This is a genomic window from Paraburkholderia sp. J67 (genome assembly GCF_905220265.1).
GTDB lineage: Bacteria > Pseudomonadota > Gammaproteobacteria > Burkholderiales > Burkholderiaceae > Paraburkholderia.
Genome location: NZ_CAJMZK010000012.1, coordinates 185,763 through 198,807 on the forward strand (window position 1 = coordinate 185,763; position 13,045 = coordinate 198,807).

Annotated in this window: 18 protein-coding genes and 1 pseudogene; 2 read left to right on the forward strand and 17 right to left on the reverse strand. The window is 54.4% G+C overall.

Annotation, left to right across the window (positions count from 1 at the left end; all coding sequences use genetic code 11):
• The first annotated feature begins 4 nt into the window (after positions 1 to 4).
• Positions 5 to 508, forward strand: a complete 504-nt coding sequence (locus U5782_RS22450) for a hypothetical protein (protein ID WP_322046082.1) — start codon at positions 5 to 7, stop codon at positions 506 to 508.
• Positions 509 to 523: 15 nt separating this feature from the next.
• Here the strand turns inward: U5782_RS22450 and U5782_RS22455 are convergent, their stop codons facing one another.
• From U5782_RS22455 to U5782_RS22465, 3 genes are read right to left on the reverse strand one after another with little or no spacing between them, the layout of a single operon-like run.
• The gene (locus U5782_RS22455; protein WP_322046083.1) at positions 524 to 1,759 is read right to left on the reverse strand and encodes a hypothetical protein; all 1,236 of its coding nucleotides are present in this window, start codon (positions 1,757 to 1,759) and stop codon (positions 524 to 526) included.
• Complete coding sequence (locus tag U5782_RS22460) at positions 1,749 to 2,222, reverse strand: response regulator (protein WP_322046084.1); 474 nt, start codon at positions 2,220 to 2,222, stop codon at positions 1,749 to 1,751. The genes U5782_RS22455 and U5782_RS22460 overlap by 11 nt, the downstream gene beginning before the upstream one ends.
• Before the next feature lie 2 nt (positions 2,223 to 2,224).
• Positions 2,225 to 5,560, reverse strand: coding sequence for a hypothetical protein (locus U5782_RS22465; RefSeq protein ID WP_322046085.1), 3,336 nt, complete (start codon positions 5,558 to 5,560; stop codon positions 2,225 to 2,227).
• Positions 5,561 to 5,712: 152 nt separating this feature from the next.
• Between U5782_RS22465 and U5782_RS22470 the strand changes: the two genes are divergently transcribed.
• Positions 5,713 to 6,231 carry a hypothetical protein gene (locus U5782_RS22470; protein WP_322046086.1) on the forward strand — a complete coding sequence of 173 codons (519 nt, stop codon included), beginning with the start codon at positions 5,713 to 5,715 and terminating at the stop codon, positions 6,229 to 6,231.
• Here U5782_RS22470 and U5782_RS22475 read toward each other — a convergent pair.
• The 14 genes and pseudogenes from U5782_RS22475 to U5782_RS22535 form a co-directional block, all read right to left on the reverse strand.
• A complete protein-coding gene (locus U5782_RS22475) occupies positions 6,211 to 6,618 on the reverse strand; it encodes a hypothetical protein (RefSeq protein ID WP_322046087.1) in 408 nt (135 codons plus the stop codon). The two genes, U5782_RS22470 and U5782_RS22475, sit on opposite strands and share 21 nt — an antisense overlap.
• Before the next feature lie 26 nt (positions 6,619 to 6,644).
• A complete protein-coding gene (locus U5782_RS22480) occupies positions 6,645 to 6,836 on the reverse strand; it encodes a hypothetical protein (protein WP_322046088.1) in 192 nt (63 codons plus the stop codon).
• Entirely contained in the window at positions 6,829 to 7,038 is a 210-nt protein-coding gene (locus U5782_RS22485; protein WP_322046089.1) for a hypothetical protein, read from the reverse strand. The genes U5782_RS22480 and U5782_RS22485 overlap by 8 nt, the downstream gene beginning before the upstream one ends.
• Positions 7,039 to 7,224: 186 nt before the next feature.
• Positions 7,225 to 7,623: a hypothetical protein gene (locus tag U5782_RS22490; RefSeq protein ID WP_322046090.1), complete on the reverse strand. Its 399-nt coding sequence runs from the start codon at positions 7,621 to 7,623 to the stop codon at positions 7,225 to 7,227.
• Between the two features lie 18 nt (positions 7,624 to 7,641).
• Positions 7,642 to 7,986, reverse strand: coding sequence for a hypothetical protein (locus tag U5782_RS22495; protein ID WP_322046091.1), 345 nt, complete (start codon positions 7,984 to 7,986; stop codon positions 7,642 to 7,644).
• Entirely contained in the window at positions 7,961 to 8,317 is a 357-nt protein-coding gene (locus tag U5782_RS22500) for a hypothetical protein (protein WP_322046092.1), read from the reverse strand. Before U5782_RS22500 ends, U5782_RS22495 begins: the two co-directional genes overlap by 26 nt.
• Positions 8,314 to 8,724, reverse strand: coding sequence for a hypothetical protein (locus U5782_RS22505; RefSeq protein WP_322046093.1), 411 nt, complete (start codon positions 8,722 to 8,724; stop codon positions 8,314 to 8,316). Before U5782_RS22505 ends, U5782_RS22500 begins: the two co-directional genes overlap by 4 nt.
• Positions 8,721 to 8,963, reverse strand: coding sequence for a hypothetical protein (locus tag U5782_RS22510; protein ID WP_322046094.1), 243 nt, complete (start codon positions 8,961 to 8,963; stop codon positions 8,721 to 8,723). Before U5782_RS22510 ends, U5782_RS22505 begins: the two co-directional genes overlap by 4 nt.
• A gap of 26 nt (positions 8,964 to 8,989) precedes the next feature.
• Positions 8,990 to 9,325 (reverse strand): H-NS histone family protein, encoded by a 336-nt coding sequence (locus U5782_RS22515; RefSeq protein ID WP_322046095.1) that lies wholly within the window; start codon positions 9,323 to 9,325, stop codon positions 8,990 to 8,992.
• A gap of 11 nt (positions 9,326 to 9,336) precedes the next feature.
• A complete protein-coding gene (locus U5782_RS22520; RefSeq protein WP_322046096.1) occupies positions 9,337 to 9,558 on the reverse strand; it encodes a hypothetical protein in 222 nt (73 codons plus the stop codon).
• A gap of 103 nt (positions 9,559 to 9,661) precedes the next feature.
• Positions 9,662 to 9,883, reverse strand: coding sequence for a ribbon-helix-helix domain-containing protein (locus U5782_RS22525; protein ID WP_322046097.1), 222 nt, complete (start codon positions 9,881 to 9,883; stop codon positions 9,662 to 9,664).
• 170 nt (positions 9,884 to 10,053) lie between these two features.
• A complete protein-coding gene (locus U5782_RS22530; protein WP_322046098.1) occupies positions 10,054 to 11,367 on the reverse strand; it encodes a helix-turn-helix transcriptional regulator in 1,314 nt (437 codons plus the stop codon).
• Positions 11,368 to 12,161: 794 nt separating this feature from the next.
• A pseudogene (locus U5782_RS41665) lies at positions 12,162 to 12,386 on the reverse strand (IS5/IS1182 family transposase); the annotation flags it as partial.
• A gap of 455 nt (positions 12,387 to 12,841) precedes the next feature.
• Positions 12,842 to 13,045, reverse strand: a 204-nt coding sequence (locus U5782_RS22535; protein WP_322046099.1) for a hypothetical protein, incomplete at its 5' end; no start/stop codon positions are given.

Genomic DNA, 13,045 nt, shown 5'->3' on the forward strand with positions numbered 1-13,045 from the left:
TTCCATGCCGGATTTCTCGGATCTCACAGAAGAACAAGAAAAGACCTTTCGTGCTCAAGCATGGTCATACTTTGCATTGCATGCGGGGCAAAGAATGCAGACGTTCCAGTTCTACGTAACATTGATCACCGCCCTTGTAGGTGGGGCAATCGTTCTTGCAAAGGAGGATTTTGGAAGAATCGGCCTCGAGGCAATTGGTGCAGTTATTACATTGATGAGTTATGTGTTCTGGAAACTCGATTGTCGGATTCGGACTCTTATAAAAAATGCAGAGGGAGCGCTGAAATTTCTCGACCATTTTCACGCGTTACCTGTTGTGAATGGTGCTCCGCATCCGCTTGACATGTTCGCTCGGGATGATGCCCTCCGTCAGCGACGGACTGGGCTGATGAAGTTCGTGTCTGGCGATCTTAGTTATTCGAATTGTTTCAACCTTGTTTATGTCACTTTCGGTTGTGGTGGGGCCATATTTGGAGGAGCCGTTCTCCTTAGCCATTGGTTAAAGTAATCGGCTCCAATTTTCTCATCGTTTGCGGATTAGAACCGCTAGGTTTTGCTCCAAAAACCTAGCTACAGTCCGGGCTGAAACCTGTGCAGCATAGGGTTGATATTCATCGTTTTTCTTCTTATCTCCTTTGTCGCAAACGGCCTTCAAAGAAACGACCTTTGTTTCACTATCGCTGGCGCGGGCGGCCGCATAGACGGCGTAAGTCTCCATGTCTAGGCCGACCACGTTCTTATGTTGATTCTGCTTGATGCGGTCTGCGACTCGCGCGTCAGCGAGCACTGACGATCCTGTCGCCATTGGTCCAATAACGAGTTTTGGTGCGTTAGTTCGCTTGACACCTGCAGTGAGCGGCGCAAGCGATGCCCAGAACTCTTGGTCTCGCTTGAGTTTGATCAGTGCGTTCTGGCAGACGTCGTCGATACCAATTTGGTGCGGCGCGATCTGAAAGGCCTCCGTACCGTGCTTATCAATATATTTGCCGCTTTGCCAGTCCCACGATATGTCGGTGGCAACGACATCTCCGATATCTGCTTTCCCAGGAATTCCGGCGCAGATTCCAGCCATGACGATAAGTTTTGGCCGGAGCATGAGTAATGCCTTCGTTGTCAGGATCGAGGCGGCAACAGGCCCCATTCTTGAACAAAAGGCAGCTGCTATTCGAAACTGTTCACCACCAGAAGAAATTTTCCCATATCGTATTAATTGCGATCGGTCTAGAGGCTCAAGCGGTTCCCACTTAAAGTCGACGCTTTCTACGGCCGAGAACTCCGGCTCGTCTAGAGCTGTGATCAAAAAAACGTCAACATCTCCGATGTCGGCATTGTGCGCTTTTTCTTTAAGAACGAACTGCGCCACTCGTTCCACCGTAGACAGACATTCGTCGGTCGTCTCAGTGTATGGGAGAATTCCCCACGGTCGACCGACAAAGAATGCATGGGCTTCGTTTGTGAGCTCACCCGATGCGCTCATCGGCAAGACGAAAAGAGGACGATTTAAGTCTCCATGTTCGTCATCCAGCTCTTCGAGAAGGGCTATGCTATGTTTCTCGCTTTTTTCTTCTCCAAGCTCTTCCGGTACGACTATATCGACGATAAATAGATCATAGGAACGATCTGCCATGCGCCGTCGGGCTTCTGACGTGCAGATAGCGGTATCCACTTGGTCGAATAGGTCTTTTCGTTTGCGCAAGAGTGTGAGCAACCTTGTTTTCTTGGCTGGATCATCCTCAAGAAGCAGTACGTTAAGCGCCATGAAATTTCGTCCTTACTTTATTTATAAGTTGTGTTATCTCAGTCTCCCAGTCCGAATATGCTGAATCAAAATAGACTGTTCCCTCGAATGTCTCGGGGAAATCTGAGGCCAAGCGTTTCGAAAGGTCTTTGAGACCTAGGCTTTCGTGTCCGTCCGTAATGAGCGGATAGGAAGTAACTACGATTACGGGTATCACCACTTCGTTCCGCTCTAGTGTCTCGAATACCTCAATGCCTCCAAAAGGTCGGGGCGTCCCGCCGCGTTCGCCAACCTCAATATCGAACGTTGGAAGTGACATGTCAGCAATAATTACATCCGGCGTGAAATTTACGAGATCGTCAATCGCCGATCGTACTGAGCATGCCGTACGAATGCTGACGCCGGGAATCTCACGTTCAAGGAGCGCTTGTATGCTGCTGAGTTTTGCTTCACTATCCTCTACTATGAGTATTGTCAAACTCATGATCAACTTTCTCCAGTGAGTTCGAGCGAAGGCAAAGTGCTCAGATTGTCTGTCTTCGAATTGGAGCTTTCCCGGATCGTGATGAGAACGAGGTCGAACTTCAAGCTGAATAGATTGTCGCCCTCGAAGCCAAAAACTAGGCTCGAACTGGTTTTTTCAGATTGCATAACGACGGCCGCGAGCTTTGATAGACCGGAGTTCCGGTCGCGCCGCGCATTCTCTGCATATCGTTTTTTCTGAATCTCACCACGAATTTTTGATAATCGGGCTTCTTTTTCGGCTGTTCTAGCGGATGGGGATACTTCGCTCACTATATCGAATGAAAGCAGTCCATCATCAGGTTTTGCCTGAATTTGAATTTTTATTTGATTGTCTACTTTCTTTCCAGAGTGCTGTCCAACGTTATCGATTGCAATATACAGTGCATCAGCAACTAACGAAAATCCATGAGCGTTTAGCTCATAGTTAGGAGGAACATCGGAAGTAACTTTTGGTCGGAAACCAGGCCTTTGACCGCAGACTACCGCTGCTGCGACATCGACTACCTGAGACATCGGGTATTGCGCAGATTCCGTAGACGACTTGGGTACGCGGATCCACGTCGCAATCGTGGATGCGCGATGCTGCAATTCCTCGGATGCCTGTTGGACTCGTATGGATAGCGAATTATCCAGTCCCAGTGCGCGCACTTCCTCGGCTAGCTTTGCGAAGATCGATTGAAGTGTCTTCTTGGTCTCACCTTCTATCTTCGGACGTAGGGCATCCAGCCGCACGGAAAGGAGATACCAGAAGATTTGAACACATTCCTTTGAGAACTCTTGTATCGAGGTACATGTCTGAGCCAACGATCGCGCTAATGCCAACATGACTGGAGTCACATTGACATAAAATATTCCTTTCGTTTTGCTCTTGGAACTGACGTGGAAGTACTCATCTCGAAGCAGCGACACGAGCTGATCGATGGACTCAGAGAATCGCGAAAATGCGGCAATTCCGATTTTTCTTCTCTTTCCGTCTAGTCTTTGCAAACTTTTTTCAACGAACGATGACGGGTCGTAGGCAGCGCCAGGCCTTGAGCGCTGACCGATAAGTTCGGCTCCCTCGAGGGCGCCGCGGAGTTCCCCGGCGATCGTGCCATGACGAATGCGTCGGCCGATAATAATATCGAGTCCCGATGCAGGATCGAAAAGAAATCGTTGAAGAATAGAACCTACCAATTCTGCTAGAAGATCGTCTGCATCATTCTTGGGTATTCTAAACGTCTTCGCGGTTGGCGAATTGAAGCTTTCGAGCAGATCCTCGATAGACTCAGATACTCCAACACCGCTCTCAACGAGCTTCTTGTAGCGTTGAAAGTCAGCTTCAAGTTCGAGGTTTACGTGATTGAGGATCGCCTGCTCGTCGACGTAGACTTTGCTGTCCTCAAGGACTGTTAGACCGTCATTAACCTGCAATCCTTGGTCAATTTCGTTAGCCTCGAGTCGATAATTAAGCTCCATCGTTGAGTGCAGTTTCGCTAGTTCGCGGAGGAGGTCGCTTCTGGTACGTAGCACTCGGCGTGAGTCTCCCATTCCTGGGAGCAACTCTAAGGTGGCGATGTCGCACACGTTGTAACCGAAGTATTCGACGTCACCGACGGCTTCCCCGGCTCGGACTAACGTCGTAGGAATAGAAGTAACCGTGTGAAGGTTCAGCGTCTTGGCAAGCTCCTCCACGGCATATCGCTTGTAGGTTCTAATCTTTCTGTCGTCAACAGATCGGAGATAGAGATTTAGGCAAATCGAAAGATTCAGAGATTTGCTCAGCGGTTTCAATCGACTCCATTTGACGCCTTGAAAGATATCTCCCAAGGGAAGGAGATTAATCAGTCGGTCGTTCTCCATCCCAGCACGTGCGCAAGTTTGTAGGAATTCATCTAGATCGCCGTTCTCTAGTTGCTGCTGGGCAAGCCGTACGCTGAAAAGGTCGAGTGCAGAAGGACAGAAGCTTTGAGATTGTGCCTGCACGGCTAGCGCATTCTTCACTGGTGTAGGATCTCCAAGGCGGAGGGCCGAGAGCGCGGCGAACACCTGCTTCAGAGTCTCGCTATGGTCGCCACAGACTACTTCGCGAAGCGCACTCTTTATTGAGAATATCGGTAGTTCACCACTGGTGTCCTCCGCCGCGACGAGACGCGGGAGCGCTGGAACATCCGCGATATCCCCAGCCATGACAAAATCGGGAAGCCAACTGAGGTTCAAGCTGGCTTTTATCAGCTCCTCGGCTTTCTGTCCGTCGGAGCGAGTGGACAAAAGCGATGCGACCCCGTCGATGGTCAACTCTTGAAGATGGTCCCGTTTTTTGTCACTGGTCGCTTCGAGTGCTTTTTCAATGGAAGCTTTCGCATTTTCCAGCAACTGGCTAGCGCCTGTTTCGAGCAACGATTCGCGAGGGGAGCTGAAATCGTCCTTGCCAGCCGCAATCAATTCGAGTAGAGGAGAGACCTCAGCCCAAGCCAAGCGCGCCGCCTCCGACGTTGCATCAGCGAAAGCGTGGCTGTTGTCGGCGATAAGACGCACAACTCTAGCTATCGTAAAAAGCAGGTCGATCAGAGTCGACATTCCTTCGCAGCTCAGAATCGATGCGAGATGGATCTCCTCTAGCTCGAGAAGGCCGAAGAGTCTGAAGCGTGCATATGGCTTTAGACTCTCGGACATTGATGAGTCGTCGAGTTTTTTTCGTACAATTGCTTTGAATCTGCTCGACGCTTGAGCAGGCTCGTTACGCAGCCCAAACATGTAGAAGAAGAACCGATTCCATGCAGGCGCTTCTACCGCTAGTTCTGCAATTCGTGCCTTAAGTGGCTCCACGCCACTTTGCAATTGTGTCAATGCCAACTCGGTTTCTATCGACCAATACGAGTAGCCTTCCCGTTTGACCGTAACAGCTAACGCTTTCGAAGCTTCGGCGAAGTCCCTAGTGCTTATTGCAGTATAGATCTTCGCTGCGTCACGCACAAAATCCTCAAGGCGAGATTTGTTATTCGTGAGTTGCTCTACAGCGAGCTGAAGCTCTACTTCAAGGCGTTGCGCCTCGATCTCTTTCGGCACAACTCCGAGTGACGTCAGTCCCGTTCCCAACTTGCGAAAGTGAGGTGCTTGAAGCGCCAACAAACGATCAAGCCATCGTTTGAACTCGAAGAACTGACGTGGGTTGTAAGCCCTGCGGGCCAGTACGAGAGCCTTGTTCAGCTGCTGATGAACATAAAAATCCCTTTGCCAAAGATCGCTCGATGCGTCTGGTCGACTGCTCATGCGATTGTAGGCAAGCGCTCCCCGGACAAGATTTTTTGGATCCATTTTTTCTCTAAGTCTGCGAATCAAACGTTAGCTGACAATTTTCATAGTCACCAGAGCCCCCAGATGCTTTGCGCCGCGGTGGATGAAGTTATCTTACAGCGCAACAAGTTTTCTGATACTGTATAAATATACAGTTGCGTGGGGGAAAGGGGATGGAGTCGGTCTGGGAGTACAAGTGGGCGTTCTGGGACGACAAAGCGAACCGCTTTGACCAGACGCCGGCGTGGATGACGGAATCTGAGGCGCGCTCGGACTGGTTCTATTACACCGATCCGCGCTCTTACGCGATCGAGCATACAAAGCGCGACCGCAATCGCGGCGCCGATCCGATCATGGATGCGCCAGCGGCAGATGTCGATTGGACAAAGGAGCGGCGCAGGCGGGAGGAGATCAGCCGGTACGGCCTGCCGCCGTTCTTTACGCCAAGCTACGCGGAGCTGCGGCGTATGTGGAAAGAGAACCGGGATGAGACCACGCGGCGCCTCGCGCTCGAGGTGCAGTGCGGGCGACATGCCATCTATGAGCTTCTGGCGCTAACGTCCGAAGTCCACTTCTATCTGCACAAGGAGCCGCGCTCGATGGAAGAGGCGTGCATGGCGATAGGACGCATACGCCGTCGCCTGCAACGCGAGAAGGACCGTATTGGCCCGTTACTCGGTGACGACCGTTGATATGGAGCGCTGCCGCGCGACACCGCTGTAGTGATGCGGCAGCACAAGACGTCGCACAAAGCTGCGGTACTGCCTGATCAGGGCGGTGCGCTCGCCTTCGGCGGGTTGGCCGATATAAGCGCGGACGCTCTCGGTCAGCTTGTCGAGGAACCCATACTGGTGCGCCGCGCTCGCTTCTTCCTGTGCACCTGTCTCGAAACGTTGCCGGGAAATTAGCAGGCGCACGATGCGCTCGCGTTGTGCTTCGCGCTGTTCTTCAAGCCCGGCGCTGATTGCTTCGACATATTCTCCCAGCAGCTCGCGGGCTTCGGTTTCTCGCTTGGCGCGTGTCGGCTCAAAAATGAAGCCGGATTCGTCGGCGATCCATTCAATCGTGTTTGTGTTCATGGTTTAGTCCTCTTTATGGGGGTAATTCATTCGGGGCGTACAATGCCGACCGGTCCCGGTTCGAGCATCATGTCCAGCGTGTCGGCCATCAGTTGCGCATCGGCTTCGCTCTCAAACCAGGCCGTCATAAAAAACGTCCCGGCGCGTGTCCAGAGCTCGAAAGCCTGGAGTTCTGCACGCGGTTCAAGGTCGTCATTTATCGTCGCGTCGTTACTCATGCCAGACCTCTGCCTTGATCAACGTTTCGTAGGTGTAGCCGGTGCGGGTGAGGGTGCGCTCGACCAGCTCGATCGCCTCTGTTCCATAAAGCTCACCTAGCTCGCTGGCGATGCCTTCGGCCTTTTCGCGGTCAGCCATCCAGACTGTGCGGAAATAGTCGGAGCCGCCCGGGACAAAGACGGTAATTTCGTACTCTTTCATGCGTACCTCGCTTCGTTCGTTCGGCAGGTCTTTCTGCCGTCAGAACCATGTTCGCTCAATTCGCAGCACAGAAGTCGCGACCAGGGATCGCAGGTTCGATCGTCAGTTGCGGGGCAAAAAAAGGCCCGCACGGAGCGGGCCTCAAACACACGGCGGCGGATCGGGGAGAGCGCCGTCGCAATAAACTCACGTCGCTGAATCCTGTTCGGTGTCCGCAGACGCGAGATTGGCAGCAACCAGTTCGCGTAAATGGGCGAGCGTGTGGTCGATCAGCGCGGTTTCGGTGGCACGCTGTTCATCGAGCCGATGCTCGTAGAATACGGGCGCTGCCTCGAAGTGCGCGGCCACACGCTTCAGCGCCATGATTTCGCCCATCACCAGATCACTCGTCGGCGCGCGCGCAAGTTCGTCCTCAGCACTCGCAAGCGCGCTGCCTAGCATCGTATTGACGTCACGGTAGGCATCACGTCTGCCTTCCAGTTCGCCCCGATCCTTCGCCACCTCGATCATGCGCATCGTCATCTTCGCGACGAGGATCCGCGCTTCGATTTTTTCCTTGGCCCGATCATCTGGCTCTTTCGTCACGCTGTTCTCCTTGCCCGATCAAACAACGTATTTAGCTGGAATCCTGAATACCTTGGTCTGGCCGCCGCGCCCACTGCGCAACTCAAAAGGCCATCCTTCCGTCGTCGCGCGCTTGAGAATGCCACCACGATCTTTCGGCAGGTTTTTCAGCTTGCCTTCGACCACGAGCGCACCAATTTCCAGTGCGGTCGATCCCGTCAAACGCGCGCGCTTTTGCGGCACTTCGATTGCTACTTCCGACGTCGGTTTCGTTGTGGCTGGCTTGTCTGCATCGCGCGCTTCGGCGATCAGGCGCGTGAGATCCGTCACAATCTGCATTGCACTTTCGAGTGCACGTTCAAGACGTGCGGTGCTGGTTGCCATCGTCAAATTCCTCATAGAAGCGTTTGAGCGCGGGCGGCGCGAAATCTGCATCAGGAACAATCACTGCATTCCCCCGGATCACCCAGCGCGTGCCCGGCGCGCAGCGTGATAAATACAGATTCGTTGCCGCCACATTCACCGGCAACTCTTTTTGCTGGCCGTGATCGTCGATGATCATGACGTGCACACGGTCAGAAAGCATCACCGAATCGGTGAGCTCACAATCGCAACCGATGAGCGTACGGATCTCATCGTGCGATTTCGGCGAGCCTAGATCGAGCGTAGTTCCATCAGCTCGCAGGAGGCATCGCGTCGGGTAGGCGAGTTTCACGTTAAGTCACCCTCGCGTGATGGGATGAATTCGACTTCGACGCTCGCCGTATCGGCCAGCTCCTTGCACGCAATACTCACGAGCGTAGCGTGTACCGCGACGATATGTGTCATGCACTGGTCAAACCCGAACCATGCCCATAACACAATGAACATTGAAGCCGGGATCGCGCCGATTGCCGTGCAAAACCCCAGCACAATCGACGGCGCCGCGAATGCACTGATGAAGTTGACGAACATTTCGCTCATTCGCACCATGCACTCCGCGCGCGTGCAGGCCGCAACATAGCGCTCCACGGCATCGACAGGGCAGAACCGGGCAATCATGGATGCCGAACGTTCGCACGCTCGGATCACTGCGCGGTCTTGCGCAATGGCATCGGCGCTGCGCCCGAACGGCGAAGTCACTGCAGGTCCTTCGGCGCTTCATGCACGCGGCCTTCATGTGACGCGATGAATTCGCGCATGGCGGTCAGCATGTCCGCGCGTTTCGCATTCGATATGTAATTCATCATGCGGTCGGGGCCGAAGTCGAACACGAGCAACGCGAAACCACGACCTTCGAACACCGAGCCAAGCATGTCGCCGACACCGTTCATGGTGCCGCGCAGATCGGTAGTGACTTCCGGACGAACGAAGTTGCTCATGATGTTCTCCTTGGTTGTGCGAAGTGTTACGCGATCAGGTAGTCGTCGCGATCCTCAGCGACGGCGATCCAGTCCGGAGCGCGACCCCGGCCGCTCCATGTTTCGCCGGTTGCCGGATTGCGAAATCTGGCTGGTGAGGGCGAGGCCGGAACATGCGCACGAAATGTTGGAGGAGCCGCGCGTCGTGCCGGGATCTGTTGTGTGCGGATCAGACCGAGGTCGAACGCCGTGAGCCCAAACAGCTCGATGATCTCTTTGCAGGTCACGATCGCTTCGGCGAGTTCGCGTGCGCGCTGCGTTTCGATGCGCTGATTGAGCGCGTCGAGCTGGGCTTTCAGTTCCTTGAATGTCGGTTTGCTCATGCTCGCCGCCATCAGTGCCGATACTTTCGCAGGCTGGCCTCGATCGCATTCAAATCGACGGATGAACCCGCAGGCGCCTCAATATAGAGTCGCAAGCTTTCGACAAGGACTGCTTGCGGATCGACGCCGCGCTCGTCAGCGAAGCGCTGGACGCGCGCGGCAAGTCCAGGAGGCAAATGAATATCGAATTTTTCGGCAGGGACAGGTTTCTTTCTTTTTCTCGTGCACATCATGCGTCTCCCTTATCGACACGCGACAAAGGGCGAGCGCCGGCCCACGGCGAAGCCGCGAACCCATCATTGAAAGTTTGCTGCGGTTGAGCGGATTGCCCGGCGGTCAGCCGTTCTTGATCGGGTGCTCGTCCATGAACCAGTCGGTAGCCATGGCGAAGAGGGTCGAGCGCGTCAGACCGCCCCGGCGCTTGCGATATTTGTCCATACGCTCGAGCATCTGCGGGGGCACGGTAATGCTGATCTTGACGCGGTGCGCATCGTCCTCGTCGATGTCGAGCGGCGGCGCGTTCAAATCTGAACTTTCGACACTTTTCTTCTGGGCCATGGAAACCTCGGGTTATAGACGAGTCTGCACCATAGCAGCCCCGCGCCGTAGTTGTATCAAATTTGATCATGACCGTGTACACCCATTAGCTAGATTGCATCGGTAATCTGGGGCATAGCATCCGTAAAAATCCACCGCATCACATACTTACGGATCGCCTGGGGAATGCCCTATAGGCGGGATAGCTCGCGCTGCATCCGTGCGAGCCGCTCGGTCGATGTCACACGCGACCGATCTCGGGTATGTGGGTCGGCAGATCCTGCCCGCACGAATGCAGCTTCCATCGGCGAGAGCGGTATCGTTGAATCTTCAACGACTGTTGAGGCAGCTAACGGCGTGGCGGAGGGCGGCTGCTCGACCACGAGCGCGACTGAAGCTTCGTCGTTCAGGCCGACAGGGCGGAGGAGCTGCGCAGGCTTGCAATGGAAGATCGGACACAGCTTTGCAATCGTTGGTGGCCGCAGATAGATTGCAGCCTCCATTGCTTTCAGGTTGGAAACCTGGCCGCCGTACTGCTCGGCGAGCGCCGACAGCGACAGGCCGCGATAAAGGCGCCATGCAAGTACAGGCGATTTGCCTGCCTTCAGATGAGCGAGGACTGCATCGGGGTATGCGGTATCGGCTGGGGAAACCGGCTCTTTCCAGAATTTCGAGGTTGTACCGGTGCCGCATTTGGTTTCCGATGTCGACTTTCTGGTGGCATTCGGCGCCGGCAAGCTGGGAGATTCGACCTCGTGTTTCGAATTTGCTTCTGCGGCGCGGTTGCTCTTCGCTGCGAATGGCGAGGTATCACTTCCGGGCAGCGGCACGAGCTGGAGGATGGGGACGTCGTAGGCGTGAGCAAATTTCTCGAGCGTCGCCTGGGATGGTGGCCAGCGGCCGGACTCGTGCGTGTAGATTGTCGCGGCCGTGCGGCCGAACAGTTCAGCCGCATCCTCAAGCGTGAGCTGGCGATACTCGCGCCACGCGCGCAGGAAGTAGACGCCTTCCTTGATCATTTTTGCGACATCGCCTGGTGGCTTCGCCATGAACTCGCGATAGAAGAGCGCACCCTTAGCGCTGGACGCCGTGTTCGTAGGGCGTTCGTCTAGGGCGCCAGGCTGTGTATTGCTGGGTGCCCGCGGGCCGTTCCTTTCGTGCGAGTCGCCCAGCTCACTTGTGTCGGCCGCGTCTGCGACAGGCATCTGCGCGAGCAGGCTTTGCCACTGCGGATCGTTCGGGAAGTGCGGTGAGGAAATGAAAGACTTCCCGGGCGTTTCGCCAATGGAATGCGAATTGTCTGATGCTATAAAAGCAGACTGCATCGAGCCTTTGATTTGTCCTGGCTTCACCTGTTTTTCGAGCTTCGCGGCGTGAGCCCGACGCACGCCAATCCAGAATTCGACGAGCGCCGAATACATCGGATAGGGAATTGTCGCCTTCAGCCGCTTCCCCTCGTGGTCTGTCTCGAATCGCACCTCTTCAAACTCTAAACCGTAAGGCATCCTCTTCGCTCCTTGTATTCCTGTGGATACATCGACGTCTAGGATGAGACGTATCGTATCCAGCATTGGGCATGACGATATACCTACCGGATGCAGATAATGTACTCCGAACTGTGAGGCAAGACGGTACGGTAAATTTGACGATTGTTAAATGCAATATGCACTTAATCGACGTGACGCATCACGGCGGACGTGAAGGGCGTGACCGCCTTGTGTGACAAGGGATTGATCTGCTTTATAGGTGTTTACCCGTGCTTAACGAAAACGATTCATTAAGCATGGATTTGCAATCTAGTACCTAGGATAGTCGAGCGGAAAGGTCGGATTTTCCGATGTATGGAAACGATGATTCGCTGGCCACTGAATCCGAGCTTTGACTGCGCTGAAATGTAAGGAGAACGACAGCGGAAAGGTGCAAGTTATGTCGCTACTCATGCGGCATCGTTAAACAGGATGTATACCGAATATTGCGTTCAGTTCTTGAGGAGACCGGCACCGCCGCCGCCCGCGACGATGATTCGACATTGGTGTTCTCTGATGAACTCGATAAGCGGATTTATTGCAAATGGCGACTTCACCCATCGGGTGACCGCACTGACGTTCGGCGGAATTCGGGTGGAAAGGGCATACCGCGGACACGGCGCAACGGGCGGACCGTCGGGAGGCGCAAGCGTTCGCTGTCCGGGATGACGCGCCCCCTGACGCAAGGATGGGAGGGGCCAAAGTTTGTGAGCGAGGATGGCTGAAACGGAGGCTGGCGAAGTGGCTTGAATGAGGCGGCTATGGTCAGCAGTGGAACGGACCCACATTTTGAGTCCGAGGATCCCGATGACTCGCTTGAGGCTGTCTGTCAGCACGTGCAAACTCATTTCGGCCGCGACGTGGCTCAAATCGCGGGTCTGGAAGTCGGTTGAGCCCTTCTATCCCAACACTTGCTCGACTGTCCGGCGCCGTATCGTCATGGCGTCAAGCTGGCGATCCAGTCTCCATTGCATTGCCTCAAGCACCGCCTCGTGTTCGCCCTGGTGCCGAAAACACAAACATCGAGCGCCAGTGGAATCGTTATGGAATGCTGGACGACTCCAAGTTTGGGAACTCGCATAGGACTCCTAGAATATCCAGTCATGTTCTACGGAATGAGGAAAATCTCGCCGCTCGGTGGCGCACTTCTTGCGATACCGGCAACACGTAATGACCGCACGACACAACTGCATGGCGTGCGATCGAAACCTTGACCACTCCAGAGATGATGCCTAGCCGTCCTGTTCATCCCGACGCGCCTCGCGGCGTCAGCTTCACTAATGCGCGCCATCATCAAACTCACCCAAAGTATAGGCATCCAGAGAGATGCACACCGGTTGTTCAAACAGGAAATCCGTTCCAGTCGGCCAGTCCTGAATGTGTGGGGATGATAGCACCGTGTTCACTGAATATTTCACGATATCGGCTTCTGATTGTTTTCAATAGAAAACAATCAATTCAACGATGGAGTCTTTGCAGAGGACGAATGTCTTCTTACACTGACTTTCATCAACCAATCTGGCGAGGAGATGAAATGCAGGCGTATACCGATACCGTAGATGTAGTCCACTTCATTGGCGGTAAGGCCGAGCGCGGTACCGGCGACCGCACCCAGGCCATCTTCAATCCCGCCACCGGCGCCGCCGCGCGTCGCCTG

What these genes read in the sequence shown, in the direction of transcription:
- U5782_RS22450 (WP_322046082.1), top strand. Translation starts at nt 5, where the DNA reads ATGCCGGATTTCTCGGATCTCACAGAAGAACAAGAAAAGACCTTTCGT.
- U5782_RS22455 (WP_322046083.1), bottom strand. Translation starts at nt 1,759, where the DNA reads ATGGCGCTTAACGTACTGCTTCTTGAGGATGATCCAGCCAAGAAAACA.
- U5782_RS22460 (WP_322046084.1), bottom strand. Translation starts at nt 2,222, where the DNA reads ATGAGTTTGACAATACTCATAGTAGAGGATAGTGAAGCAAAACTCAGC.
- U5782_RS22465 (WP_322046085.1), bottom strand. Translation starts at nt 5,560, where the DNA reads ATGGATCCAAAAAATCTTGTCCGGGGAGCGCTTGCCTACAATCGCATG.
- U5782_RS22470 (WP_322046086.1), top strand. Translation starts at nt 5,713, where the DNA reads ATGGAGTCGGTCTGGGAGTACAAGTGGGCGTTCTGGGACGACAAAGCG.
- U5782_RS22475 (WP_322046087.1), bottom strand. Translation starts at nt 6,618, where the DNA reads ATGAACACAAACACGATTGAATGGATCGCCGACGAATCCGGCTTCATT.
- U5782_RS22480 (WP_322046088.1), bottom strand. Translation starts at nt 6,836, where the DNA reads ATGAGTAACGACGCGACGATAAATGACGACCTTGAACCGCGTGCAGAA.
- U5782_RS22485 (WP_322046089.1), bottom strand. Translation starts at nt 7,038, where the DNA reads ATGAAAGAGTACGAAATTACCGTCTTTGTCCCGGGCGGCTCCGACTAT.
- U5782_RS22495 (WP_322046091.1), bottom strand. Translation starts at nt 7,986, where the DNA reads ATGGCAACCAGCACCGCACGTCTTGAACGTGCACTCGAAAGTGCAATG.
- U5782_RS22510 (WP_322046094.1), bottom strand. Translation starts at nt 8,963, where the DNA reads ATGAGCAACTTCGTTCGTCCGGAAGTCACTACCGATCTGCGCGGCACC.
- U5782_RS22515 (WP_322046095.1), bottom strand. Translation starts at nt 9,325, where the DNA reads ATGAGCAAACCGACATTCAAGGAACTGAAAGCCCAGCTCGACGCGCTC.
- U5782_RS22520 (WP_322046096.1), bottom strand. Translation starts at nt 9,558, where the DNA reads ATGATGTGCACGAGAAAAAGAAAGAAACCTGTCCCTGCCGAAAAATTC.
- U5782_RS22525 (WP_322046097.1), bottom strand. Translation starts at nt 9,883, where the DNA reads ATGGCCCAGAAGAAAAGTGTCGAAAGTTCAGATTTGAACGCGCCGCCG.
- U5782_RS22530 (WP_322046098.1), bottom strand. Translation starts at nt 11,367, where the DNA reads ATGCCTTACGGTTTAGAGTTTGAAGAGGTGCGATTCGAGACAGACCAC.